This is a genomic window from Palleronia aestuarii (assembly GCF_003253995.1).
GTDB classification, from domain to species: Bacteria; Pseudomonadota; Alphaproteobacteria; order Rhodobacterales; family Rhodobacteraceae; genus Palleronia; species Palleronia aestuarii.
On the sequence record NZ_QKZL01000007.1, the window covers coordinates 110,588 to 133,087 of the forward strand.

The following is a 22,500-nucleotide window of genomic DNA, read 5'->3' on the forward strand; positions in this document are numbered from 1 at the left end:
TTTCCGGAACCGAACGGGACCGGCGGCGATGAGGGAGGTGGGCATCGCATCGATGCCGCTCCCCGGAGTAGGAAGTATGACGACCATTCGAACGATATGCCTTGCGGCACTCACCCTCGGGCTTGCGGCCTGTGGCGACAATGCGACCGAACGGGCCGCGACGGGCGGTCTCGGCGGCGCGCTCGTGGCCGGACCCGCGGGCGCGGTCGTCGGCGGCACGGTAGGCGCAGCGACGGCGCGCTAGGCGCAGCGACGGGCGGGGCCGAAACGCGAAAAAGTCGCGAAAGCCTCTTGCGGCGTGCGCCGCCCGGCGGTAAGTCCGCTGCACCAGATCGGATGCGGGCGTAGCTCAGGGGTAGAGCATAACCTTGCCAAGGTTAGGGTCGTGAGTTCGAATCTCATCGCCCGCTCCAATCTGGTTTTCCTTTAATATCGAGACACGTCAGACCGGCACGAGCGTGCCGTCGCGCAGCCGCACGGCGCGGTCCATGCGACCCGCGAGTTCGAGATTGTGCGTTGCGATCAGCGCGGCGAGGCCGGTTTCCCGTACGAGGGTCAGGAGCGCGGCAAAGACCGTCTCCGACGTCTCGGGATCGAGATTTCCCGTGGGCTCGTCGGCGAGCAGAAGTTTCGGGCTGTTGGCGAGCGCGCGGCAGACCGCGACGCGTTGCTGCTCGCCCCCCGACATCGCCGACGGCCGATGCTGGGCGCGGTGGCCGACCCCGACGGACGCCAGGAGCGATTGCGCGCGCCGCTCGGCCGCGCCGGGATCGGTGCCGTTCGCGAGCTGCGGCAGGACGATGTTCTCCGCGGCGGTGAATTCCGGAAGCAGATGGTGGAACTGGTAGACGAAGCCGATATCGCCACGGCGCGCGCGTGTCCGGCGGCGGTCGCCGAGATCGGTCATGTCCTCCCCCCCGAGCCAGACACGGCCCGTGTCGGCCGTATCGAGGAGCCCCGCGATATGGAGAAGCGTCGACTTGCCCGCGCCCGACGGTGCGACCAGTGCCACGACCTCACCCGGCGCCACGTCGAGCGACGTCCCGCGCAGCACCTGTACCTCCGAGGGCAGGTTGCGATTGTAGACCTTTTCGATCCCCTCGAGGCGGAGCACGGGAGCATCACTCATAGCGCAGCGCCTCCACAGGGTTCATCCGGGCCGCGCGGCGCGCCGGGAAGATCGTCACGATGAAGGAAAGCCCCAGCGACAGAGCCACCGCCGAGAGCACGTCGCCCGCTTCGAGCTTGGCGGGCAGGAAGTAGATGCCCCGGATCGAGGCGTCCCAGGCGCCGCCGCCCGACAGCCCATTGATCGCGGCGAAGATCGGATCGATCCAGATCGCGAAGGCGCAGCCGAGAATCACGCCGAAGAGTGTGCCGAGGATCCCCGTGAGCGAGCCGCAGATGAAGAACACCCGCAGGATCGAGCCTTCCGTCAGGCCCACGGTCCTGAGGATTCCAATGTCGCGACCCTTGTTCTTCACGAGCATGATGAGGCCCGAGACGATGTTCATCGCGGCGATCAGGACGAGAACACTGAGGATCACGAACATCACGTTGTCCTCGATGTCGAGCGCGCGGAGGAACGACCCCGACGCCTCCTTCCAGGTCCAGAGGAGCGATTGCGGCCCTGCCGCCTCCGCGATGGCGGGCAGGAGCCGCTCGACCTGATCGGGATCCGCGACCATGACCTCGAGCTCGTCTGCCGCGCCTTCGGAATTGAAGTAGGTCTGCGCCTCGTCGAACGGCATGTAGAGCCGCGTAAGGTCGATATCGTAACGCCCGGCGGTGAAGACGTAGACGATCTCGTAATCGGAGACGCGCGGGCTCGTCCCGAAGGCCGTCCGTGCCCCGTCGGGCGAGATGAGACGGATCGTGTCGCCGACGCTGGCCTGCAATTCGCGGCTGACGCCCGAGCCTATGGCGATGCCGGGACGCTCACCGGTCCCGAAATCGGCGAGATCGCCGAAGCTCTCCTGCGGGTCGGCAACACGGGGGACCTGCGCGAGATCCTCGGGCGTGATACCGAACACGTCGACGGCGGAATTGTTGCCGCGGAACGATGCCATTACCTGCCCGCGGACGAGAGGCGCCGCGCTGACGACGCCCGGCACCTCCGCCACTCGGTCCGCCATCTCACGATAATCGGTGATCGCGTCCGACAGCGCGCCGTCTTCGGTCTCGTAGGCGGCCGTATAGACGGTGACATGCGCGTTGGCCCCTAGGATCGTGTCCACAAACTCGTCGCGGAACCCCGAGCGCACCGCGAGCGTGGCGATGAGCGCGAAGACCGCGAGCGTGATCCCGACCAGGCTGATCCAGGTCATCACGCTGACGCCCCCCTCCGCGCGCTTGGCGCGAAGGTAGCGCCACGCGATCATCCATTCGAAACGGGAGAAGGGATAGGCGGACAAGGGCGGCTCCTCGCATGTCTTGCGCCGCCGGGCATGGGGGTTTCGATGCGGACCGTCAAGCCGCGCCGCTCGCCCCGTGCCGCCCTTGTGAGGTGCCTCAGGCCGGATCGGCCGGCGTCACCCGCAGGACCGCACCGTTGTCGTAATCGGTCAGCAGCAGGATCGCCCCGTCCCGGTCGATCGCGACGTCGCGGATGCGGCCCTCGTTTCCGAGGAAGCGCTCCTCTCCCGTCACCGTGTCCCCGTCGAGGGTCAGCCGCACCAGACCGCCGGGGCTGAGCGAGGAGGCCAGCACGTCGCCCTCCCAGTCGGAGAACATCTCCCCCTCGTAGAACAGGAACCCGCCCGGCGCGATGACCGGATCCCAGTAGTAGCGCGGCTCCACGAAACCTTCGGCGCGCGGCTCCCCGCTGCCGATGGGCCCGCCGGAATATTGCTCGCCATAGCTCACCACGGGCCATCCGTAGTTCTCGCCCGGCTCGATCAGGTTGAGTTCGTCGCCGCCCGCGGGCCCGTGCTCGAGCCCCCAGAGCTCACCTGTTCCGGGACGCATCGCCGCGCCCTGGATGTTGCGGTGCCCCGTCGACCAGATCATATCGATGGCCCCGTCCTGCCCGACGAAGGGGTTGTCGTCCGGTGCCGTGTAATCGTCGAGCGAGATGCGCACGATCTTGCCGTAGGTCTTGTCGAGGTCCTGCGCATAGACCCGCGTCTCCATCGACGAATGCTCCCCGGTGGTGATGAAGGCATGGTCCCCGTCGAGCACGATACGGCTGCCGAAATGCTTCGCCGGGGCGGAGGGGGGCTCCTGCTGGAATATTTCCTGCACCTCCGACAGCTCGGTCATTTCCGCGTTCAGGACGCCTGTCGCGGCGGCGGTGGCGGACATGCCACCCGGCATCGGCTTGGCATAGGTGAGGTAGATGCGCCGGGTTTCGGAAAAATCCTCCGCCAACGCGACATCGAGAAGGCCCCCCTGGCCCTGCGACAGCACGTCGGGGACATTTGCGATCGGCCCGCCCGCCTCCCCGTCCCGCACGATCCGGAGTTGCCCTGCGCGTTCGGTGACGAGGTAGCCGCCATCCGGCAGGACCTCGATTCCCCACGGGTGGACGAGACCCTCGACCACCGGCTCGGCGACGAGCCTCATTTCGCTGTCGATCGCGGGGGCGCGGGTCTGGTTCTCGAAGGCCGGCTCGAATTGCGGGGCGTTCTTCGGGCCCTGTTCGACAGGCGCGCCGCTCGGGGCGGTCTGGGCGCAGCCCATCACGGGGATCGTCAGGAAGACGGCCGCACAGAATGCGGGCGTCGGTGCGGTCTTGATCATCTCGTGTCTCCGTCGTCGCGATGCCTGCCGAAGGAGGATAGGCCGCGGGCGGCACGGGAACCGCAATCGCGTGGTCACGCGGGATCACGCTCCCGCGAGATGCGCCTCAGGGAAGGGCGCGATAGACCTCCGCCACCCTGTCCACCGCCGCGAGGAGCGACATCTCCTCGCTCTCGCCCGTCCGGCGCGAGGTAAGCTCGACCGTTCCCGCCGCGATGCCGCGGGGCCCCACGGTGATCCGCCAGGGTAAGCCGATCAGGTCCATCGTCGCGAACTTCGCCCCGGCCCGCTCTTCCCGGTCGTCGTAGAGCGGCTCGAGCCCCTGGGCCTCCAGCGCCGCCTCGATCTCCTCGCAGGCCGCGTCGCAGGCCGCGTCGCCCTGCCGCAGGTTGACGATCCCGCAATGGAAGGGCGTCACGCCTTCGGGCCAGACGATACCCTTGTCGTCGTGGGAGGCCTCGATGATCGCGCCGACGAGGCGGCTCACGCCGATGCCGTGACTGCCCATGTGAACCGGCACGACCTCCCCCTTCGAATTGGTGACGGTCGCGCCCATCGCCTCGGAATACTTCGTGCCGAAGTAGAAAATTTGTCCCACCTCGATCCCGCGGGAGGTGCGCCGCCGATCCTCCGGGATCGCCTCGAAGAGCGCGGCGTCATGGGTCTCGTCGGTCCGCGCATAGGGGGCGGTCCACTCCTCGACGATGGCGCGGCATTCTTCCTCCGAGGCGTAATCTACCTCGCGCGATCCGAGGGTGAGATCGGTGATCGCGGCATCGTAGAAGACCTCGCTCTCCCCTGTTTCGGCGAGGACCAGGAATTCATGCGTGTCGTCGCCGCCGATGGGCCCCGAATCGGCGCGCATCGGGATCGCCTTGAGGCCCATCCGTTCGTAGGTGCGCAGGTAGCTCACCATGTGGCGGTTGTAGGCGTGCAGCGCCGCGTCGCGGTCGACGTCGAAATTGTAGCCGTCCTTCATATAGAATTCGCGGCCCCGCATGACCCCGAAGCGCGGTCGGACCTCGTCGCGGAACTTCCACTGGATGTGGTAGAGCGTCATCGGCAGGTCGCGGTAGCTCGTCACGTGGGAGCGGAAGATGTCGGTGATCAGCTCCTCGTTCGTCGGCCCGTAGAGCATGTCGCGCCCCTGCCGGTCGGTGATCCGCAGCATTTCGGGACCATAGGCATCGTAGCGCCCGCTCTCGCGCCAGAGTTCGGCCGATTGCAGCGTCGGCATGAGCATCGGGATATGGCCCGCGCGCGCCTGCTCCTCGTGGACGATCGCCTCGATCTTCTTAAGCACGCGGTAGCCCAACGGTAGCCAGGAATAGATGCCGGCCTGCGCCTGCTTAATCATGCCCGCGCGCAGCATCAGGCGATGGCTCGCGATCTGCGCCTCCGCGGGCGTTTCCTTCAGGACGGGCAGGAAATAGCGGCTGAGACGCATGGGGAACCTCCGGGTAGCGGTCCGGGATCGGTATGCGATCACCCCAATGCGCGCAAGTTCACTCGCGCCAATGCTCCGCAACCCAGGGCGCCGGCCTGAGATAGTGGCGCAGATACTTGTCGATCCGCTCCGGCCGGTCGGACGAGAAGGCGCCGCGTAAGTGCTCGAGCGGGGCCTTCGGCGCGTAGCGGGGGCCGTAATGCCCGGCGATGGCATGGGGCGGATGCACGCCGCCCGGGAAGATCACGATGCGGGCGTCCTTCGGAAGCTTCGGCGCGAGAGCGTAGTTCAGGGGGAATGTCCGGGTGCAATCCTGCCGGTAGTGGAGCACCCACCGCCGAGGGAAGAAACTGATGCCGTTCGGCGCGTTGCGGGTGACGAAGCGCTGCTCGAACTTGTGCGCCTCGGCGAGCCGCTGCGGATCGGATGCGAGGTAGTCCTGCATCGGCTTCAGGCCGCCCACGGGGAAGCGGAAGACGGAGGTCTGGCCCAGCCGTTCGAAGGGCGTCGATTGGTTGCGGGCGAGGATCACGTCGTCGGAAGCGCCCACCTCGAAGAAGGGATCGAGCGATCCGGTGATCACGAGGTCGAGGTCGAGAAAGAGCACCGGCCCCTCGAGATCGCCGAGGCGTTCACCCCAGAGCCGCGATTTTGGCCAGATACCGTAGCGGGTCCTGGGAATCTCGTAGTCGACTTGCGGAAGGTCGAAAGTCCTGACCTCCGGCCGGAACCCCGAAGGATCGTCACAGAAGCATGTGAAGCTGAAGGGCGGCGTGATGTTGCGCGCGACCATCGCATAGAGGCGATTGACGAAGGGAGGGCCGTATTTGTCGCCCCAGTTGATGCAGATGACCTGTTTCATCGCCCCTCGCGCCGCATGCCGCCTTGTAGCCGCGGGACGCGCCGGGCGACAGTCCCGATGGCCTTGCGCGAGACCGGGGCATAAGAGACAAGGGGTCCGTCCGCCCCCTGAGCCCCGAGGTCGTCTTGGCCCTGCCCGTCCGAGATCAGTTGAAGTACTGGGGCATCGCCGCCCTCGTGTTCCTGTTGCTGCTCTGGTGGCTCGGCAACGTCATCATGCCCTTCCTGCTCGGCGCGGCGCTGGCCTACCTGCTCGATCCCATAGCCGACCGGTTCGAGCGGCTGGGCCTCTCCCGGGTGCTGTCGGTCGCGCTCATGACGGTGATCGGCATCGTCCTCTTCGCGGCGATGATCATCCTGGTCATCCCCACCGTCTTCACCCAAACGGCCTCCCTGGTGGATCGCATCGCGACCATCATCGAACGGACTCCCGACACGATCTCGGGCCTTCAGGACTGGCTCGTCGCGAATCATCCCGGTCTGGTCGAACGGTTTCCCGACATCGGCGATCTCGAGACGCAGATCCGCAATTCCGTAAGTTCGATCACCTCGGGCATCCGGCAGCGCGCGGGAACCCTGCTCGAAGGGGCGCTGGCCTCGGTGAACGGGCTCGTCAACATTCTCATCCTCTTCGTCATCGTCCCCGTCGTCGCCTTCTACCTGCTTCTCGACTGGGACAAGATGGTGTCGAAGATCGACCAGCTCCTGCCCCGAGAACATGCGCCGACGATCCGCGAACTCGCCGCTCAGATCGACGAGACGCTCGCCTCCTTCATCCGCGGCCAGGGTACGGTGTGTCTCATTCTCGGCACATATTACGCATTCGCGCTCTGGTTCGTCGGGCTGCAATTCGGCTTCATCGTGGGTGCGCTCGCCGGCGCGCTGACCTTCATCCCCTATGTCGGTGCGCTCGTGGGGGGCGTGCTCGCCATCGGGCTCGCGCTTTTCCAGTTCTGGGGCGACTGGCTCTGGATCCTCGCGGTCTGGGCGATCTTCCAGTCGGGACAGTTCATCGAGGGCAACATCCTGACGCCGAAGCTCGTGGGCGACAGCGTCGGGTTGCACCCGGTCTGGCTGCTCTTTGCGCTTTCGGCCTTCGGGGCGGTCTTCGGCTTTGTCGGGCTCCTCGTCGCCGTTCCGGTCGCCGCGGCGATCGGGGTGATCGCGCGCTTCGCCACCAAGCGCTACAAGCAAAGCGCGCTCTATCGCGGCACGGACGGGACCGAAGGCCCACGGCAATGATCGCCCGGCAGCTCCCGTTCGACCTGCCGGTCCGGCCGGCGCTCGATCGCGAGGCGTTCTTCGTTTCGCCCGCCAATGCGGACGCGGTCGCGCTTCTCGACGACGACGCCCGCTGGCCGGGCGGAAAGCTCCTCCTGACCGGGCCGGAGGCGTCGGGCAAGACCCATCTTGCCCATGTCTGGGCCGCGCGCGGGGACGCCGTCGTCGTCGCCGCCGAGCAGCTCGGACGCCTCGACGTCCCGACGCTCGCCCGCGCCCGCCATGTCGTGGTCGAGGACATCCCCGCCATCGCGGGACGCCGGCGGGAGGAAGCGGCCCTTTTCCACCTCCACAATCTCGTCCTCGCGGAGGGCGGGCGGCTTCTCCTGACGGGGCGCGGCCGCCCGGCAAGCTGGCCCATCGGCCTGCCGGACCTCGCGAGCCGGATCCGCGCGACGGCGCCCGCGATGCTCGACGCGCCGGACGATCCGCTCTTGGGGGCGCTGCTGATGAAGCATTTCCGCGACCGGCAACTCGTCGTGCCCGAACCGCTCGTGCCGTACCTGCTCGCGCGGATGCGCCGCACCGCGGCCGCGGCGCGGGCCATCGCCGCCGAACTCGACCGCCTGTCGCTCGCCGAGCATCACCGCGTTACCCTGCCGATGGCGAGACGCGCGCTCGAGGCCGACCCGACCCCGGACAAATCCGAGGAAGACTGAGACGTCATGACATCACCCACCGACTTCCTATCCGCCCCGTTCCCGAAAGCGTCGCAGATCGACGGTCAGGTCGATCTGAGCGGACCCGCCCGCTTCGTCAATCGGGAGCTTAGCTGGCTCGCGTTCAACTGGCGCGTTCTCGAAGAGGCGGAGAACCCGCGCGTCCCCCTTCTCGAGCGGCTGCGGTTCCTGTCGATCTCCGCCACCAACCTCGACGAGTTCTACACCGTTCGCGTGGCGGGCCTGCGGGAACTCGCGGGCGCGGGCAACGTGACGCCCGCCGCCGACGGGCTCACCCCCGCAGAGCAGCTCCGTCTCATCAACAGCGACGCACGCAACCTCATGGCACGGCAACAGACCGTCTATTCGGGTCTTTGCGAGGAGATGCGCGGCGAGGGGATCGCGGTTCTCGCCGCCGACGAACTGACCAAGGACGACCGCGACTTCCTCAAGGCCGTGTTCCTCGAACAGGTCTTTCCGGTCCTCTCGCCGCTCGCGATCGACCCCGCACATCCGTTCCCCTTCATCCCCAATGCGGGCTATTCGCTCGCGCTCGACCTCGAGCGCATCTCGGACAAGCTGACCGTGCGGGCGCTTCTGCCGATCCCCAACCAGATCGAGCGCTTCATCCGGCTTCCCGCGGAGGAGGGGCAATACCGCTTCCTGCCACTCGAATCGCTTCTGATGCTGCATCTCGGCACGCTCTATCCGGGCTACCGTTCCAAGGGGCATTGCACCTTCCGCGTGCTCCGCGACAGCGATCTGGAAGTCGAGGACGAGGCTGAGGACTTGGTCCGCGAGTTCGAGGTCGCGCTGAAGCGCCGCCGCCGGGGCGAGGTCGTGCGGATGACGATGAGTGCCGGCGCGCCCAAGGGTCTGCGCCAGATCATCATGTCGGAACTGCCGGTGCGGGAGGACGAGGTCGTCGAAGTCGACGGCGTGATCGGCGTGGCCGACCTGTCGGAACTCGTCCTGAAGGAGCGTCCGGATCTTCTCTGGCCGCCCTTCACCCCCCGCGTGCCGGAGCGGGTGCAGGATCACGACGGCGACATGTTCGCCGCGATCCGGCAGAAGGACATGCTGCTCCACCACCCCTACGAGACCTTCGACATGGTGGTCCGTTTCCTCGCGCAGGCGGCCAACGATCCGAACGTACTCGCGATCAAGCAGACGCTCTACCGGACCTCGCAGGACAGCCCGATCGTCGACGCGCTCTGTGAGGCTGCGGAGCAGGGCAAGTCGGTGACCGCCCTCGTGGAGCTGAAGGCGCGGTTCGACGAGGCCGCCAACATCCGCCAGTCGCGCAAGCTCGAACGGGCGGGGGCGCATGTCGTCTACGGGTTTCTCAATCTCAAGACCCACGCCAAGATCAGCGTCGTGGTCCGCCGCGAGGGCAAGAAGCTCGTCACCTACACGCATTTCGGCACCGGCAATTACCACCACATCACCGCGCGCATCTATACCGACCTGTCGTTCTTCACCTGCGACGCGGCCCTCGCGCGCGACGCGACGCGGCTCTTCAATTTCCTTTCGGGCTATGCCGAGCCGGGCGATCTGGAAAACCTCTCGATCTCGCCCATGATGCTCAAGAAGACACTTCTCGAACGCATCGCGGAGGAGGCGCGCAACGCGGAAGCCGGCAAGCCCGCCGCGATCTGGGCCAAGATGAACGCGCTAATCGAGAACGACGTGATCGATGCGCTCTACGCCGCCTCCCGATCCGGCGTGAAGATCAGCCTCGTCGTGCGCGGCATATGCGGGCTCAGGCCCGGTATCGAGGGCTTGAGCGAGAATATCCGCGTGAAGTCGATCGTGGGCCGCTTTCTCGAACACAGCCGGATCGTCTGCTTCGGCAATGGCAGCGACCTGCCCTCCAAGAAGGCCCGCGTCTACATCTCCTCGGCCGACTGGATGGGGCGTAACCTGAACCGCCGGGTGGAGACGCTGGTGGAGTGCAAGAACCCGACCGTGAAGGCCCAGATCGTCAGCCAGATCATGGCCGCGAACATGGCCGATGTGGCGCAGAGCTGGATCCTCGGGCCCGACGGAACTTTCGTCCGCCCCGAGCCGGAACCCGACGTCCGCAACTTCTCCTGCCACCGCTTCTTCATGGAGAACCCATCGCTCTCGGGCCGGGGATCGGCAGGCGCCGCGGACGTTCCGGAACTGACCCATTCGGAGGAATGAGGGCATGGCCCGCGAGACCGACCATGGACCAAACCGGGGACATCCCAAGCACGGCCAGCGTGAGGCGGAGATGACGCAAGACGCGACCGATCCGCAGGACGACAAGGGCCCTTTCGGCCGGCCCATCTTCGAGGATCCTTCGGCGCGCGCGCTGAGCCGGGTGGGCGTCGTCGATATCGGATCGAATTCCGTCCGCATGGTGGTCTTCGACGGCGCCGCTCGAAGCCCCGCCTATTTCTTCAACGAGAAGGTCATGGCGGGCCTCGGGGCGGGCTTCGCGGAGACGGGACGCCTCAATCCCGACGGCCGGCGCCGCGCCCTTTCGGCGATCCTGCGCTTTGCGGAACTCGCAAGGCGCATGGGGGCCGATCCCCTCACGGTGGTCGCCACCGCCGCGATGCGGGAAGCGGTCGACGGACCGGAATTCCGGGCCGAAGTCGAGGCTGCGACCGGATTGTCGATCTGGATCATCGACGGACAGGAGGAGGCGCGGCTCTCTGCGCAGGGTGTCCTTCTCGGCTGGCCGGAGGCGGAAGGCCTCGTCTGCGACATCGGCGGCTCCTCGATGGAGCTTGCGCGGATCGCGAACGGACGCGTCGGGCGTCGCCTGACCTCCGCGCTCGGCCCGCTGCGGCTCGAGGGTCTCGGAAGCGCGAAGGCGATGCGGGAAGAGATCAAGTCGACCGTCGCGCGGATCGCGGAGGAGATCGGAACGGGGCACCGGCGCCTGTTCCTCGTCGGGGGATCGTGGCGGGCCATCGCCCGGATCGACATGATCCGCGCCGATTATCCACTCCACGTCCTCCACGAATACCGGATGAACCCCGCCTCGCTTCGCACCACGCTTGCCCATATCGGCTCCCGCAGGATCGACGAACTCCGGGCGGAAACCGGAATCGGAGAGGCAAGGATGTCGCTGATCCCGACGGCGAGCCTGGTGCTCAAACACTTGGTGCGCGTCCTGAAGCCTCGGGAGATCGCCATCTCGAGCTACGGTATCCGCGAGGGCCTGCTCTACGAGCAGATGCCGCAGCGCCTGCGCGACCGCGATCCGCTGATCGAGGCCTGCCGTTTCGCGGAGCAGAAGGACGCGCGACTGCCGGGTTTCGGGCGCGCGCTCTACCGCTTCGTCCTGCCGATCTTCAAGGGTGAACCGGACAGCCGGAAACGGATCATCCAGGCCGCCTGCCTGCTGCACGACGTCAGTTGGCGGGCGCATCCCGATTACCGTCACGAAGCCTGCTTCGACAACGCCACGCGGGCCAATCTCGGTGGGCTCACCCATCGCGAACGGATCTTTCTCGGCCTGGCGCTCCTGCACCGGTACAAGAATTCGCGGCAGGGAACGCGCTTCGAGCAGATGATCCAGATCCTGAGCGAGAAGGAGGTCGCGCAGGCCGAGGTTCTCGGAAAGGCGATGCGGTTCGGTGCGATGTTCTCGGCCCAGACACCGGATACGCTCGGCGAGATACTGTGGCAGCCGAAGAAACGTCATCTCGTGCTGCAACTGCCCGAAGCGGCCGAGGATCTCTTCGGGGAGGTCGCGCAGGCGCGGTTCGGCGCGCTGGTCACTGCCCTCAAGGCGACCCCGGAAATTCGACGGGGTGCCGATCACTGAGCCGAGGCTGCGGTTATCCTATGCTACGGGCAATGCGAGCCCCGCGATCTCGCCGAGAAACGAAATAATCTCCTCGACGCCCGCACCGCGCTTGAGATCGGTGAAGACGACGCGCCCCTCGCCACGCATTCGCGCCGCGTCGCGGGCCATCACGTCGAGCGAGGCGCCGACATGCGGCGCGAGGTCGATCTTGTTCACGACCAGAAGATCGGAGCGCGTGATCGCCGGTCCGCCCTTGCGCGGTATCTCCTCCCCCGCGGCAACGTCGATGACGTAGACGGTGATATCCGCGAGTTCGGGACTGAACGTCGCCGAAAGATTGTCGCCGCCCGACTCGATCAGGATGAGGTCGAGATCGGCGTGGCGTTCCCGCATCTCGGCCACTGCAGCAAGGTTGATCGAGGCATCCTCGCGGATCGCGGTATGCGGACATCCGCCCGTCTCCACCCCGAGAATCCGATCGCCGGGGAGGATCTGCATCCGCATCAATGCTTCGGCATCCTCCTGCGTATAGATGTCGTTGGTGATGACGCCGAGCGACACCTGCGGATGCAGGCGCCGTGCGATCGTGGCGGTCAGCGTCGTCTTGCCGGCGCCGACGGGGCCGCCTATGCCGATCCGGACGGGTCCGTTCGGGCTTGTCATGTCTGGAAGATCCTCGGTTGAAGCGTTTCGTGCCGCATCGAGGCGATCTCGGCGGCGAAGGCGGATTGCGACAGATCGTCGAGGCCAAGACCGATACTCGACGCCGCGATCTCCGCGCAGAGATCCGACACGCCAGCGAGGACACTTTGTCCATCGGTCTGACCGAGAGGAACACGGCGCACGGCGGCGGAGACGAGATTGGCGGCGATGGCCTGGAGATAGAGACGAACGGTCAAGTCGATCGGAAGATCGAGCATCCGCGCGGCGCGGCCGACCGCGACGGGATAACTCGTCGCGTCGAGATGTATTTGCCACACCCGCGCGGTCGTCCCGGCGAAGGCGGCGCCTTGCCGCGTGGTCTCCCGCAGGCGCTCCGCGGTCCCAGCCCAAGCTTGGGCTATCGCGTCGATCCGTCGGACCTCGTCGGGCTCGGCGGCATGGGAAACGCGCAGAAGGATGGCGTCCGACCGGCCTGCACCGAAGGCAAGGATATCGGCGATCCATATCCTCAGATCGTCGGCGGATGCGATCTCCCAGTCCACGATCACCTGTTCGAGCCCGTGGGAATAAGCGAAGGCCCCCGTGGGATAGCCGGGCGACAGAAGCTGGAAGAGGATGAGGGCCGGATCATTCATGGGAATGCCCATGGGTCCGGCCATGCCCGTAGGCGCCGCCTTCTGGCGTGAACGGCGCGCTGATGGTGACGACGGACGCCCCGAGCCCCTCGAGCATCCGGCCGATCACCGGATCGTTCTGGATCCTCAGACGGTCCGGAAGAATCTCGCAAGGCTGATGGCGATTGCCGATATGCCAAGCATAGCGGGTGATCGCAGGTCCGCTGATCTCGAACAGATCCTCGGACGCCGCCTCGACCCCGATCGTCCGCCCGTCGTCGCAGAGGAAGGCGTCACCCTCCTCCACGGAAACGGTTTGCGGCAGGTCCACGAGGAAGGGCTGTCCGTCCGAACCCAGAAGCCGGCGCCGTCTCAGGAAGCGGCCCGCGTAGTCCAGCGTGACATGCGCATCGGCCGCGCCCGCAAATCCGCGCTCGAGCTTGCGGGCGACCGGCAGGTCCGCGCTCACGCCAACATGTCCGGGATCAGTAGTACATGACATCCCGGAAGACGTGACGGACGATGTCCTGACGGCGCAGTCCGAGCTTGGCGAGTTCCGCGTCCGATTTGGCGTTCAGGCGTTCGACCTGCTTGGTGCGGGCCTGGCTTTCCATGATGAGAACCATCGTTTCGGAGAACCGGGCGTAACCGTTCGCAAGCGCCTGCCGCAGGCCTGTGAGCGGAGCGTGATGTTTGATCGTAGCGTGCATTGGAAACCTCTTTGAACTTCCAGTCTGGTTTCCTCCCTTGCCTGACAAGATAGCCATTGGGCCCTGAACGCCTAGCCGTCGATCTCTCATAGCCGCATTGCAGCATTCGCAACCCCGATCTCAGAACAGGAAGTATCTCTGCGCCATCGGCAGCGTTTCCGCTGGTTCGCAGGTCAAAAGTTCACCATTTGCGCGAACTTCGTAGGTTTCCGGGTCAACTTCGACCGTCGGTAACGCATCGTTAAGGATCAGGTCCCGCTTACCAATACCCCGCGTTCGCTGCACCGCAGCGGTTCGCTTGGCGAGACCGAGCGTGCCGCGCAGATCCGCAGCCTCCGCGGCGGCCGAGACGAAGGTGATGGAGCTCTCGGTTCTGGCGCGTCCGTAGGCCCCGAACATCGGGCGGGTATAGACCGGCTGCGGCGTCGGGATGGAGGCGTTCGGATCGCCCATCTGCGCCGCGGCAATCGAGCCGCCGATCAGTACCATTTCGGGCTTCACGCCGAAGAAGGCCGGGTTCCACAGGACGAGATCGGCGCGCTTGCCGACCTCGACGGACCCGATCTCGTGGCTCATGCCATGCGCGATGGCGGGGTTGATCGTGTACTTCGCGATGTAGCGGCGGACGCGATAATTGTCGTTGTCGCCCGTCTCTTCCGGCAACCGACCGCGCTGCTTGCGCATCTTGTCGGCCGTCTGCCAGGTGCGGATGATCACCTCGCCGACCCGGCCCATCGCCTGGCTGTCGGACGCGATGATCGAGAACGCGCCCATGTCGTGGAGGATGTCCTCAGCCGCGATCGTCTCCCGCCGGATGCGGCTCTCGGCGAAGGCGATGTCCTCGGGGATCGATTTCGACAGGTGATGACAGACCATCAGCATGTCGAGATGCTCCTCGAGCGTGTTGACCGTGAAGGGCCGCGTCGGGTTCGTAGACGACGGCAGTACGTTCGCGTCGCCGCAGATCTTGATGATGTCGGGCGCATGACCGCCACCCGCGCCCTCGGTATGGAAGGCATGGATGGTCCGGCCCTTCATCGCGGCGACCGTATCCTCGACGAACCCGCTCTCGTTCAGCGTGTCGGTGTGGATCATCACCTGCACGTCCATGTCGTCCGCGACCGTCAGGCAGCAATCGATGGCCGCGGGCGTCGTTCCCCAATCCTCGTGCAGCTTGAGCGCGCAGGCGCCACCCTCGATCATCTCCACGAGCGCGTCGGGGCGCGAGGCGTTCCCCTTGCCCGAAAGACCGAGATTGACCGGGAAGGCGTCGAAGCTCTGCAGCATTCGCGCGATATGCCAGGGCCCCGGCGTGCAGGTCGTCGCCAGCGTGCCATGCGCGGGGCCGGTGCCGCCGCCGAGCATCGTCGTGATGCCGGAGGCGAGCGCGTCGTCGATCTGTTGCGGGCAGATGAAGTGGATGTGGCTGTCGAAGCCCCCCGCGGTGAGGATGCGCCCTTCCCCGGCGATCGCCTCCGTTCCGGGGCCCACGATGATGTCGATGTTCGGCTGCGTGTCGGGATTGCCGGCCTTGCCGATCGCCACGATGCGCCCGTCCCTGAGCCCCACATCCGCCTTCACGATGCCGGAGTGATCGACGATCAGCGCGTTGGTGATGACCGTATCGACGGCCCCTTCGGCGCGGGAGGCCTGGCTTTGCCCCATCCCGTCGCGGATCACCTTGCCGCCGCCGAACTTCACCTCCTCGCCATAGGTGGTGAGGTCACGCTCGACCTCGATGATCAGGTCGGTATCGGCGAGCCGGACGCGATCGCCGATCGTGGGGCCGAACATGTCGGCGTAATCGGCGCGGGAAATCTGGACGGGCATGGCACCTCCGGGGCATCGGTCGGATCGAGACTGACCGATGCCGCCGCCGTCCTCAAGGGATGCACGTCCGGGATCGCGTCCCGCGCGGCGGCATGCTCAAAATCAGAGCATGCAACCGTGCGTGAAGCCGCGCTTGGCCAGACGCTTCTGGTTCGCGCGCGTCTTCTGGCCGATGGGCTTGAGCCACGCGGAGTAGATTTCCTCCGCGGACCCGCCGCTGATCGCCTTCCGCATCGCCGCATTCTGCGCCGCCATGAGCGTCGGCCCCTTCTCGCTGATCATGCGGGAATTCTCGCTGGGCGCGACAGCCCAGAGCCCGGCCATCCCCATCATCCTGTAGACGATCACGGACTGTGCCTCCGCAGCCATTCGCCAGCCCGCGAAGGCGGCGTTCATCGTGTCGAGGGGGTTGAAGCCGTACATGCCTGTATCCTTTATACTGCGATACTGACGCTATGCCGCTTCCTTGGACACTACCAGAAATTAATGGGCATAGCCGCTGTGCAGAAATCGAGTGGAACCGGCAGACCGGTCTAGATCGGACCCATGACGGCTGCGTTGAACCCGAAGATCCGCCGGTCGCCTGCATAGGGTATGAGGGCGACCTCGCGCCGTTGACCCGGTTCGAACCGCACGGCCGTTCCCGCCGCGATGTCGAGGCGATGGCCGTGAGCGGCCTCCCGGTCGAAATCGAGCGCGGAGTTCGCCTCCGCGAAATGGTAGTGGCTGCCGACCTGGACCGGGCGATCGCCGGTATTCGCCACCATCAGCGTGATCGCCGCCCGCCCCTCGTTCAGCGTCAGCGTGCCCTCGGCGGGCAGGATCTCTCCGGGGATCATGGCGTGTCCTCTCAGCGGATGGGGTCGTGAACGGTGACGAGCTTGGTGCCGTCGGGGAAGGTTGCCTCCACCTGGACGTCGTGGATCATCTCCGGCACCCCCTCCATGCATTGCTCCCGCGTGATGACCTGCGCGCCCGCTTCCATCATGTCGGCGACGGAGCGGCCGTCACGCGCGCCCTCAACGACCGCGTCGGTGATCAGCGCGATGGCCTCGGGATGGTTCAGCTTCACGCCGCGCGCGAGGCGTTTCCGCGCGATCTCGGCCGCCATCGCGACCATCAGCTTGTCCTTCTCGCGGGGGGTCAGTTGCATTCAGAGCCTCCAGACAGCGGGCAGGGAGCGTCCGGTCAGCCGGTCGAGAACCGGCAGCACGATCCGCCTGAGCGCGTAGCCGTCACCGGCCAAGGCGCGCAGGGCGATCATATCCCCGGAGATCGCGGAGACACCAGCACTCTCGGGCAGAAGCGCGCGGATCGCCTCGAGATGCGCCGCGGCGTCCGGCGCGATATAGATAAGGGTCGCCACCGCGCCCGCACCGCCACCGATAGCGGGTCTGGACAGATGCGCCCGGAGATCGCCCGCCATGGCGATCGCGTCGAGATAGAGGGGCTCACCCTGCCGGCGGATGGCGACGCGATCCGAGACCCGCGCCGCCCGCAGAACCTCGCCGCGCGCGTGCCGTCCGAAGAGGAGCGATTCGATCATCAGGAACCGCGCATCTTCGGCAAGGTCCACGTCGAGACGGCGGTCGAGCGACGACCGCTCGTAGAGGATCGTTTCCTGCGGCAACCAGTCGATCCGTGCGCCGGACCCGACCTCGAGCCTCGTCCTGACCCGGCCGACTTCACCGGGCTGCGCGGCATAGGCACGCTCCGCCGCCTGGCTCGTCATCGTCAGATGCGCTCCCGCCTCTGCCGCGGCAGCGATCTCGAACCGGTCGCCGCCCGTGATCCCCCCGGCGGTGTTGATGAACACCGCTTCCACCCTTTCGCCGCGGCGGCGCGGGAATAGAAGCTTCGCCGCCCCCGATTGCCTGAGCGTCGCGAGGCGCGGACGCCCTCCCGCCCCGCGCGCGACGCGCAGGATGGCGGTGCCCACGGCGCGCGGCTGCCGCGGATCGGAGGCCAAGGCCACCGCCTCTCCGCAATCCGGTTTTTCAATGCGATCGGTCATCCCGGATGGCCTACGCCGTCCGGTGCGCGGCTCGCAAGGCGATCACGGAAGCTCCCGCATGAAAACCTTGCGGCGAGCCCGAGATGGTATACCGTTCGGGATGGGAGGAGTTCGCGACGATGGGAAACACGATCCCCCGGATTGCCGGGACGTCTGGGCAGGTGCCGAGACCTGCCGCGTGAGATCGCGCGAACGCTCGAAGCAAGACCTCAGGGAGGAGACCGACATGAAGAACACACCCGCCACGATGATCGCGATGGCCGCCACCGCGCTGACCGCCCTGCCCGTCACGGCGCAGGAAGCGGAGCGCGTTCTGCGGTTCGCACATGTCTACGAATCGAGCGAGCCGTACCAGAGCTGCGCCGTGGACGCGAACGCCGACATCATGGAAGCGACCGACAACCGGCTCGGCTGGGAGGTCTTTCCGGCCTCGTCGCTGGGATCGGAGGTCGAGATCAACGAGGCGCTGGGCCTCGGCACGGTCGACATCATCTATACCGGGCAGCTTTTCGCAGGCCGTGCGTACGGTCCGATCGCGATCGGCGGGGCGCCGTTCATGTTCCGCGACTTCGATCATTGGGACCAGTACCGGCAGAGCCCGCTTTTTGAGGAACTCGCGCAGGGCTACGAGGACACGACGGGCAACCACATCACGTCGCTGGGCTATTACGGCAACCGCCACGTCACCTCCAATAAGCCGATCGCGACGCCCGAGGACATGCAGGGCCTGAAGATCCGGGTGCCGAACGCGACGCTCTACATGATGTTTCCCGAAGCCGTAGGTGCGAACCCCACGCCCATCGCCTTTGCCGAAGTCTATCTCGCGCTCCAGCAGGGCACGGTCGACGCGCAGGAAAATCCGCTGCCGACGATCCAGGCCAAGAAGTTCTACGAAGTTCAGTCGGACATCAACCTGACGGCCCATATCACCGATGCGCTCCTGACGATCGTGGGCGGTCCGACCTGGAACAGCCTCGACGAGGCCGACCAGAAGGCGCTCGACACCGTGCTCGACGAGGTCTCGGCCTGCTTCACCGAGGCGATCCGCACGTCGGAGGAAGAGCTCAAGTCCTGGTTCGAGGAGCAGGGCGTGTCGGTCAACGAGGTCGACCGCCAACCGTTCATCGATGCGGTCCAGGCCGTCCATAACGGCGACATGGCGAGCTGGGATCAGGAGACCTACGACCGCCTCCAGGCGATCGGTCAGTAATCTGCTGTCGTTCGGGGCGCGGGCGGCATGGTCCGCGCCCCTTTCAAGGATACGAAAGGAGCGGCGATGGCGGAGGAGGAAAGACGCGAGGTGCCCGAGGTGCATCTCGAGGAGGCGGACATCGACCTGCGGGATTTGCGATGGGACGACAGTCTCGTCCTGGTGATCTTCTGGGTTCTGGCCTTCATCGTCTTCTTGCAGTTCTTCACCCGATACGTGCTGAACAACTCGCTCGGCTGGACGGAGGAGATCGCGCGGTTTCTGCTGATCGCCGTGACTTTCACCGGCGCCATCATGGCCACGCGCAAGAACGAGCATATCGCGGTGGAGTTCGTCTATCGCTGGGTCCCGCGTCCGGCCCGGCGGGTGGCGCAGACGCTGATCGACATCGTCACGACAGGTTTCTTCGCCATTCTGACCTACCTGACCTTCATGCTCTCCGGACGCACGTTCCAGATGATGGTCTCGATCGATGTGCCCAAGTCGCTCGTCTACTACTACGTATCCGCCTGCTTCGCGGCGATGACCCTCTATGCAGCCTGGAACACCTGGCGGCACCTGCGCGACAAGACGAGCCGCCTGATCGACCCCGAAGCACACGCGGCCGAAACCCGGACGATGGAGTAGGTACGAAATGAGCATCATCCTTCTCTTCGTCATCCTCTTCGCCCTGCTGATCCTGGGCGTGCCGGTGGCCATCGCCCTCGCGGGATCGAGCGCGATCTTCATCCTGTTCGGGCCGACCCCGCCGATGGTCGTCGCGCACCGCATGATCAACGGCGTCGACAGCTTCCCGCTCCTGGCCGTTCCGTTCTTCATCCTCGCGGGCAATCTGATGAACACCGCCGGCATCACCGAGCGGATCTTCAACTTCGCCCTCGGCCTCGTCGGCTGGATGCGTGGCGGGCTCGGTCACGTGAACGTGGGCGCGTCGGTGATCTTCGCGGGCATGTCGGGCGCGGCGGTCGCGGATGCCGGCGGCCTCGGCGCGATCGAGATCAAGGCGATGCGCGACGCGAACTACGATCCGGGCTTCGCCGTCGGCATCACCGCCGCCTCCTCCACGATCGGGCCGATCATTCCGCCGTCCCTGCCGATGGTGATCTACGGCGTCGTCGCCGGCGCCTCCATCGGACAGCTCTTCGCGGCGGGCTTCGTGCCGGGCCTCGTCATGGCCCTGTCGCTCATGCTGATGATCGCCTTCTTCGCGCGGCGGCGGAACTTCCCGCGCGACCGGCCCTTCGCGCTCGCCTATCTCTGGGCGTCGTTCAAGGCGGCGTTCCTGTCCCTCCTGACCCCCGTAATTATCGTAGGCGGCATCCTCTCCGGCGCCTTCACCCCCACGGAAGCCGCCGTCGCGGCCTGCGCCTACGCGCTGTTCCTGGGTCTCGTCGTCTATCGCACGCTCACCTGGCGGCGGTTCCTCCGGGTGAGTTTCGACACGATCGAGACGACCGCCGTCGTGCTTCTCGTCGTCGCCGCGGCAGCCATCTTCGCGTGGATCCTCACGTCGAACCGGGTACCGGAACTCGCCGCCGGGGCGCTGCTTTCGGCGTCCGACCGCCCGTGGGTGATCCTGATCCTCATCAACCTCATCCTGCTGGCCGTGGGCTGCTTCATGGAGACGGTCGCCGCGATCACCATCCTCGTCCCGGTGCTCCTGCCCGTCGCGGTAGAGCTCGGCATCGACCCGGTGCATTTCGGGGTGATCATGGTGCTGAACCTCATGCTGGGGCTTCTGACGCCGCCCGTGGGCATGGTGCTCTACGTGCTCTCGCGCGTCTCCGGCGTCCCGTTCGAGCGGTGCGTCGTCGCGACCTCGCCCTTCCTGATCCCGCTCGTGCTGGTGCTGATCCTCATCACCTTCGTGCCGGCGATCACCATGTGGCTGCCGACGGCCATCTACCGGTGAGACCCGACCGGATCAGAGGTCGATCTCACCGTCCATCGGCGTGTCGCGGGGCGTCTTGCGGCGGATGAGGATGTCGCCGTTCGGCAGGACCTCCGGCGGGTGGTAGCGGCCGAGATCGTCGATATCGAGGCCCTCGAAATCCCAGGCCTCGAGCGCATCGGCGAGCTTGCGCATCTCGGGGTCCACCGTGCCCATCAGCCCGCGCAGGAGCGTCCGGGCGCCCTCGCCGAGCTGGTCGAGACCGTTGCGGATGTCGTCCGGCTCGCCGGTTTGTTGGGCGTATGCCGGAGAGAGGCTCAGAAGAGCTCCGAGCAGCAGGGGTGCAAAGCGTTTCATGGGGACGGAGCATAGGGCGTCCGGCCATTATTGCGAAGCCGCTTCGATGCGGCCGCGCGATCACAACCCCGGCAGGCCACGACCGGTGGGGGCGTCAGGCAGCCCGCGCGGCCTGGATCTCGTCCCACGCCCGGTTGATCGCGACGAGCCGTGCTTCGGCAAGCCGGACGGCTTCCTCGGGAACGCCGCGCGCGATCATGCGGTCGGGATGCGTATCGCGGACCCGCTGGCGCCAGACGCGCCTGACCTCCGAAAGCGGCGCATCCGCGTCCACGCCCAGCACCGCCCAGGGATCGGGATCGGCCCCGGGCACGAAGCGGCTCCGCAAGCCGCGGAACTGCCGCTCGTTCAGCCCGAAGATCTCGCGCACGCGGTCGAGGAAGGCCTCCTCGTCCGGATGGTAATCGCCGTCGGCGACCGCGATGTGGAAGAGCCCTTCCATCAGGTCGATCAGGATTGGATGATCGGGGCCGAACATGCGCGCGATGCGCCGGGCGTATTCCTCGAACCCGGCGACGTCCTGCCTCGCGAGATTGAAGACCCGCGCCGCGGCGGGCTCGTCCGGTCCGGGAATGTGGAACACCTCGCGGAAGGCCGTCACCTCGTTGCGGGTGACGCGCCCATCGGCCTTGGCCATCTTGGCTCCGAGCCCGATCACGGCGATGGTGAAGGCGACGGTGCGCTCCGGTGACGTCCGCATACGGTCGAACACCGCGGCGAGGCCCTCGCCGGATGCCAGGGCCGCAAGGGCCTCGGTTATCCTCTGCCAGATCGACATGGGTGAGTTTAACCTGCGGCGACCGCGCTCGACAATCTCCGCATGCCCATGGCCGTGAGGATCTCGGCCTCGAGCGACGGAACCGGTCCCGGCTCCAGGGTCACGCGGTCCAACTGGCCGAGCACGGGCCAGTTCAACTGCAATTCCTCGGATCGCGGATGCCGCAGGATCAGACGCTCGAACCTCAGATCGGAGGGCGGCAGCAGATCCTGCGCGCATGTCCCGCCCGTCCACGAGATGAGAGGCGGTGCGATCCCGTCATACGGCATCCGTCCGCCGGGCGGGGCCGTCATCGACCAGGATAGATCGCCACGGGCAAGGTCGATGATCTCGCCCAGCATGTCCGGCGCCTGCGCGACCTCTGCGCGGAGATCGTCGCAGCGGGCCACCCATGACGCGAGCCGCGGCGCTCCGGGATCGGCGTCGAGACCGAACATCCGTGCGCGCGACGGCTCGGGCGCGTCGGGATCGACAGCGATCACCTCGATATAAACCTCCGGGCCGAGCGACAGGAGGAGGTTGTGCGTGCCCATACCGTCATGACGACCACCCGGACCCGGCGCGACGCCAAGCGCCTCGGCGACATGGTCCGATCCGGCCTCGAGGCTCGGGGCGGTCACGACGAGGTGGTCGATCCGCATGATCATCTCCTTTCGC

The 22,500-nt window shown here is 66.5% G+C and carries 25 protein-coding genes and 1 tRNA gene; 9 read left to right on the forward strand and 17 right to left on the reverse strand.

Annotated features, from left to right (window positions below; all coding sequences use genetic code 11):
• Positions 1-76: 76 nt before the first annotated feature.
• The gene (locus LX81_RS22185) at positions 77-244 is read left to right on the forward strand and encodes a hypothetical protein (RefSeq protein WP_170133914.1); all 168 of its coding nucleotides are present in this window, start codon (positions 77-79) and stop codon (positions 242-244) included.
• A 94-nt stretch (positions 245-338) separates the two neighbouring features.
• A tRNA-Gly gene (locus tag LX81_RS10505) sits at positions 339-413 on the forward strand.
• 29 nt (positions 414-442) lie between these two features.
• On the opposite strand, the gene LX81_RS10510 is transcribed toward LX81_RS10505, so the two are convergent.
• From LX81_RS10510 to LX81_RS10530, 5 genes are all read right to left on the reverse strand, one after another.
• Positions 443-1,129 (reverse strand): ABC transporter ATP-binding protein, encoded by a 687-nt coding sequence (locus tag LX81_RS10510; protein WP_111537276.1) that lies wholly within the window; start codon positions 1,127-1,129, stop codon positions 443-445.
• Positions 1,122-2,381, reverse strand: a complete 1,260-nt coding sequence (locus LX81_RS10515) for a lipoprotein-releasing ABC transporter permease subunit (protein ID WP_111537340.1) — start codon at positions 2,379-2,381, stop codon at positions 1,122-1,124. Before LX81_RS10515 ends, LX81_RS10510 begins: the two co-directional genes overlap by 8 nt.
• A gap of 130 nt (positions 2,382-2,511) precedes the next feature.
• The gene (locus LX81_RS10520) at positions 2,512-3,741 is read right to left on the reverse strand and encodes a PQQ-dependent sugar dehydrogenase (RefSeq protein WP_373280277.1); all 1,230 of its coding nucleotides are present in this window, start codon (positions 3,739-3,741) and stop codon (positions 2,512-2,514) included.
• Positions 3,742-3,847: 106 nt separating this feature from the next.
• On the reverse strand, positions 3,848-5,188 hold the full coding sequence (gene proS, locus LX81_RS10525) for a proline--tRNA ligase (protein WP_111537277.1): 1,341 nt from the start codon (positions 5,186-5,188) through the stop codon (positions 3,848-3,850).
• A 58-nt stretch (positions 5,189-5,246) separates the two neighbouring features.
• On the reverse strand, positions 5,247-6,050 hold the full coding sequence (locus LX81_RS10530) for a glycosyl transferase (protein WP_111537278.1): 804 nt from the start codon (positions 6,048-6,050) through the stop codon (positions 5,247-5,249).
• Positions 6,051-6,175: 125 nt separating this feature from the next.
• On the opposite strand from LX81_RS10530, the gene LX81_RS10535 reads away from it, so the two are divergent.
• The 4 genes from LX81_RS10535 to LX81_RS10550 all read left to right on the forward strand — a co-directional run bounded on the left by LX81_RS10535 (position 6,176) and on the right by LX81_RS10550 (position 11,794).
• The gene (locus LX81_RS10535; RefSeq protein WP_111537279.1) at positions 6,176-7,291 is read left to right on the forward strand and encodes an AI-2E family transporter; all 1,116 of its coding nucleotides are present in this window, start codon (positions 6,176-6,178) and stop codon (positions 7,289-7,291) included.
• The gene (locus LX81_RS10540; protein ID WP_308418334.1) at positions 7,288-7,989 is read left to right on the forward strand and encodes an HdaA/DnaA family protein; all 702 of its coding nucleotides are present in this window, start codon (positions 7,288-7,290) and stop codon (positions 7,987-7,989) included. The genes LX81_RS10535 and LX81_RS10540 overlap by 4 nt, the downstream gene beginning before the upstream one ends.
• Positions 7,990-7,995: 6 nt before the next feature.
• Positions 7,996-10,176 carry an RNA degradosome polyphosphate kinase gene (locus LX81_RS10545; protein WP_111537280.1) on the forward strand — a complete coding sequence of 727 codons (2,181 nt, stop codon included), beginning with the start codon at positions 7,996-7,998 and terminating at the stop codon, positions 10,174-10,176.
• Between the two features lie 70 nt (positions 10,177-10,246).
• Positions 10,247-11,794 (forward strand): Ppx/GppA family phosphatase, encoded by a 1,548-nt coding sequence (locus LX81_RS10550; protein WP_111537343.1) that lies wholly within the window; start codon positions 10,247-10,249, stop codon positions 11,792-11,794.
• 18 nt (positions 11,795-11,812) lie between these two features.
• On the opposite strand, the gene ureG is transcribed toward LX81_RS10550, so the two are convergent.
• The 9 genes from ureG to LX81_RS10595 all read right to left on the reverse strand — a co-directional run bounded on the left by ureG (position 11,813) and on the right by LX81_RS10595 (position 17,607).
• Positions 11,813-12,439, reverse strand: a complete 627-nt coding sequence (gene ureG, locus LX81_RS10555) for an urease accessory protein UreG (RefSeq protein ID WP_111537281.1) — start codon at positions 12,437-12,439, stop codon at positions 11,813-11,815.
• Complete coding sequence (locus LX81_RS10560) at positions 12,436-13,074, reverse strand: urease accessory protein UreF (RefSeq protein ID WP_111537282.1); 639 nt, start codon at positions 13,072-13,074, stop codon at positions 12,436-12,438. The genes ureG and LX81_RS10560 overlap by 4 nt, the downstream gene beginning before the upstream one ends.
• Positions 13,067-13,522, reverse strand: a complete 456-nt coding sequence (locus LX81_RS10565; RefSeq protein ID WP_234822561.1) for an urease accessory protein UreE — start codon at positions 13,520-13,522, stop codon at positions 13,067-13,069. The genes LX81_RS10560 and LX81_RS10565 overlap by 8 nt, the downstream gene beginning before the upstream one ends.
• Positions 13,523-13,538: 16 nt before the next feature.
• Entirely contained in the window at positions 13,539-13,763 is a 225-nt protein-coding gene (locus tag LX81_RS10570) for a DUF1127 domain-containing protein (protein ID WP_234822562.1), read from the reverse strand.
• A 120-nt stretch (positions 13,764-13,883) separates the two neighbouring features.
• Complete coding sequence (ureC, locus tag LX81_RS10575) at positions 13,884-15,593, reverse strand: urease subunit alpha (RefSeq protein ID WP_111537284.1); 1,710 nt, start codon at positions 15,591-15,593, stop codon at positions 13,884-13,886.
• A gap of 102 nt (positions 15,594-15,695) precedes the next feature.
• A complete protein-coding gene (locus tag LX81_RS10580) occupies positions 15,696-16,016 on the reverse strand; it encodes an antifreeze protein (protein ID WP_234822563.1) in 321 nt (106 codons plus the stop codon).
• Between the two features lie 110 nt (positions 16,017-16,126).
• Positions 16,127-16,432 carry an urease subunit beta gene (locus LX81_RS10585; protein WP_111537285.1) on the reverse strand — a complete coding sequence of 102 codons (306 nt, stop codon included), beginning with the start codon at positions 16,430-16,432 and terminating at the stop codon, positions 16,127-16,129.
• Between the two features lie 11 nt (positions 16,433-16,443).
• The gene (locus LX81_RS10590; RefSeq protein ID WP_111537286.1) at positions 16,444-16,746 is read right to left on the reverse strand and encodes an urease subunit gamma; all 303 of its coding nucleotides are present in this window, start codon (positions 16,744-16,746) and stop codon (positions 16,444-16,446) included.
• Complete coding sequence (locus LX81_RS10595; RefSeq protein ID WP_111537287.1) at positions 16,747-17,607, reverse strand: urease accessory protein UreD; 861 nt, start codon at positions 17,605-17,607, stop codon at positions 16,747-16,749.
• Positions 17,608-17,833: 226 nt separating this feature from the next.
• Here LX81_RS10595 and LX81_RS10600 point away from each other — a divergent pair, with 226 nt between their 5' ends.
• The 3 genes from LX81_RS10600 to LX81_RS10610 all read left to right on the forward strand — a co-directional run bounded on the left by LX81_RS10600 (position 17,834) and on the right by LX81_RS10610 (position 20,729).
• Entirely contained in the window at positions 17,834-18,817 is a 984-nt protein-coding gene (locus tag LX81_RS10600; protein ID WP_111537288.1) for a sialic acid TRAP transporter substrate-binding protein SiaP, read from the forward strand.
• A 66-nt stretch (positions 18,818-18,883) separates the two neighbouring features.
• Positions 18,884-19,444: a TRAP transporter small permease gene (locus tag LX81_RS10605; protein ID WP_111537289.1), complete on the forward strand. Its 561-nt coding sequence runs from the start codon at positions 18,884-18,886 to the stop codon at positions 19,442-19,444.
• Positions 19,445-19,451: 7 nt separating this feature from the next.
• Positions 19,452-20,729 carry a TRAP transporter large permease gene (locus LX81_RS10610; protein WP_111537290.1) on the forward strand — a complete coding sequence of 426 codons (1,278 nt, stop codon included), beginning with the start codon at positions 19,452-19,454 and terminating at the stop codon, positions 20,727-20,729.
• Positions 20,730-20,741: 12 nt separating this feature from the next.
• On the opposite strand, the gene LX81_RS10615 is transcribed toward LX81_RS10610, so the two are convergent.
• The 3 genes from LX81_RS10615 to LX81_RS10625 form a co-directional block, all read right to left on the reverse strand.
• A complete protein-coding gene (locus LX81_RS10615) occupies positions 20,742-21,065 on the reverse strand; it encodes an AAA+ family ATPase (protein WP_234822564.1) in 324 nt (107 codons plus the stop codon).
• A 94-nt stretch (positions 21,066-21,159) separates the two neighbouring features.
• Entirely contained in the window at positions 21,160-21,843 is a 684-nt protein-coding gene (locus tag LX81_RS10620) for a tellurite resistance TerB family protein (protein WP_111537291.1), read from the reverse strand.
• An 8-nt stretch (positions 21,844-21,851) separates the two neighbouring features.
• The gene (locus LX81_RS10625) at positions 21,852-22,484 is read right to left on the reverse strand and encodes a VOC family protein (RefSeq protein ID WP_234822565.1); all 633 of its coding nucleotides are present in this window, start codon (positions 22,482-22,484) and stop codon (positions 21,852-21,854) included.
• Between the last annotated feature and the right edge of the window lie 16 nt (positions 22,485-22,500).

Excerpts from the sequence above, each read along its gene's own strand:
- LX81_RS10550 (WP_111537343.1), top strand. The coding sequence starts at position 10,247 with ATGACGCAAGACGCGACCGATCCGCAGGACGACAAGGGCCCTTTCGGC.
- LX81_RS10605 (WP_111537289.1), top strand. The coding sequence starts at position 18,884 with ATGGCGGAGGAGGAAAGACGCGAGGTGCCCGAGGTGCATCTCGAGGAG.
- LX81_RS10620 (WP_111537291.1), bottom strand. The coding sequence starts at position 21,843 with ATGTCGATCTGGCAGAGGATAACCGAGGCCCTTGCGGCCCTGGCATCC.
- LX81_RS10530 (WP_111537278.1), bottom strand. The coding sequence starts at position 6,050 with ATGAAACAGGTCATCTGCATCAACTGGGGCGACAAATACGGCCCTCCC.
- LX81_RS10510 (WP_111537276.1), bottom strand. The coding sequence starts at position 1,129 with ATGAGTGATGCTCCCGTGCTCCGCCTCGAGGGGATCGAAAAGGTCTAC.
- LX81_RS10515 (WP_111537340.1), bottom strand. The coding sequence starts at position 2,381 with ATGATCGCGTGGCGCTACCTTCGCGCCAAGCGCGCGGAGGGGGGCGTC.
- LX81_RS10610 (WP_111537290.1), top strand. The coding sequence starts at position 19,452 with ATGAGCATCATCCTTCTCTTCGTCATCCTCTTCGCCCTGCTGATCCTG.
- LX81_RS10615 (WP_234822564.1), bottom strand. The coding sequence starts at position 21,065 with ATGAAACGCTTTGCACCCCTGCTGCTCGGAGCTCTTCTGAGCCTCTCT.
- LX81_RS10560 (WP_111537282.1), bottom strand. The coding sequence starts at position 13,074 with ATGAATGATCCGGCCCTCATCCTCTTCCAGCTTCTGTCGCCCGGCTAT.
- LX81_RS22185 (WP_170133914.1), top strand. The coding sequence starts at position 77 with ATGACGACCATTCGAACGATATGCCTTGCGGCACTCACCCTCGGGCTT.
- LX81_RS10595 (WP_111537287.1), bottom strand. The coding sequence starts at position 17,607 with ATGACCGATCGCATTGAAAAACCGGATTGCGGAGAGGCGGTGGCCTTG.
- LX81_RS10520 (WP_373280277.1), bottom strand. The coding sequence starts at position 3,741 with ATGATCAAGACCGCACCGACGCCCGCATTCTGTGCGGCCGTCTTCCTG.
- LX81_RS10590 (WP_111537286.1), bottom strand. The coding sequence starts at position 16,746 with ATGCAACTGACCCCCCGCGAGAAGGACAAGCTGATGGTCGCGATGGCG.
- LX81_RS10600 (WP_111537288.1), top strand. The coding sequence starts at position 17,834 with ATGAAGAACACACCCGCCACGATGATCGCGATGGCCGCCACCGCGCTG.
- LX81_RS10585 (WP_111537285.1), bottom strand. The coding sequence starts at position 16,432 with ATGATCCCCGGAGAGATCCTGCCCGCCGAGGGCACGCTGACGCTGAAC.
- LX81_RS10580 (WP_234822563.1), bottom strand. The coding sequence starts at position 16,016 with ATGTACGGCTTCAACCCCCTCGACACGATGAACGCCGCCTTCGCGGGC.
- proS (WP_111537277.1), bottom strand. The coding sequence starts at position 5,188 with ATGCGTCTCAGCCGCTATTTCCTGCCCGTCCTGAAGGAAACGCCCGCG.
- LX81_RS10625 (WP_234822565.1), bottom strand. The coding sequence starts at position 22,484 with ATGCGGATCGACCACCTCGTCGTGACCGCCCCGAGCCTCGAGGCCGGA.
- ureG (WP_111537281.1), bottom strand. The coding sequence starts at position 12,439 with ATGACAAGCCCGAACGGACCCGTCCGGATCGGCATAGGCGGCCCCGTC.
- LX81_RS10545 (WP_111537280.1), top strand. The coding sequence starts at position 7,996 with ATGACATCACCCACCGACTTCCTATCCGCCCCGTTCCCGAAAGCGTCG.
- LX81_RS10570 (WP_234822562.1), bottom strand. The coding sequence starts at position 13,763 with ATGCACGCTACGATCAAACATCACGCTCCGCTCACAGGCCTGCGGCAG.
- LX81_RS10540 (WP_308418334.1), top strand. The coding sequence starts at position 7,288 with ATGATCGCCCGGCAGCTCCCGTTCGACCTGCCGGTCCGGCCGGCGCTC.
- ureC (WP_111537284.1), bottom strand. The coding sequence starts at position 15,593 with ATGCCCGTCCAGATTTCCCGCGCCGATTACGCCGACATGTTCGGCCCC.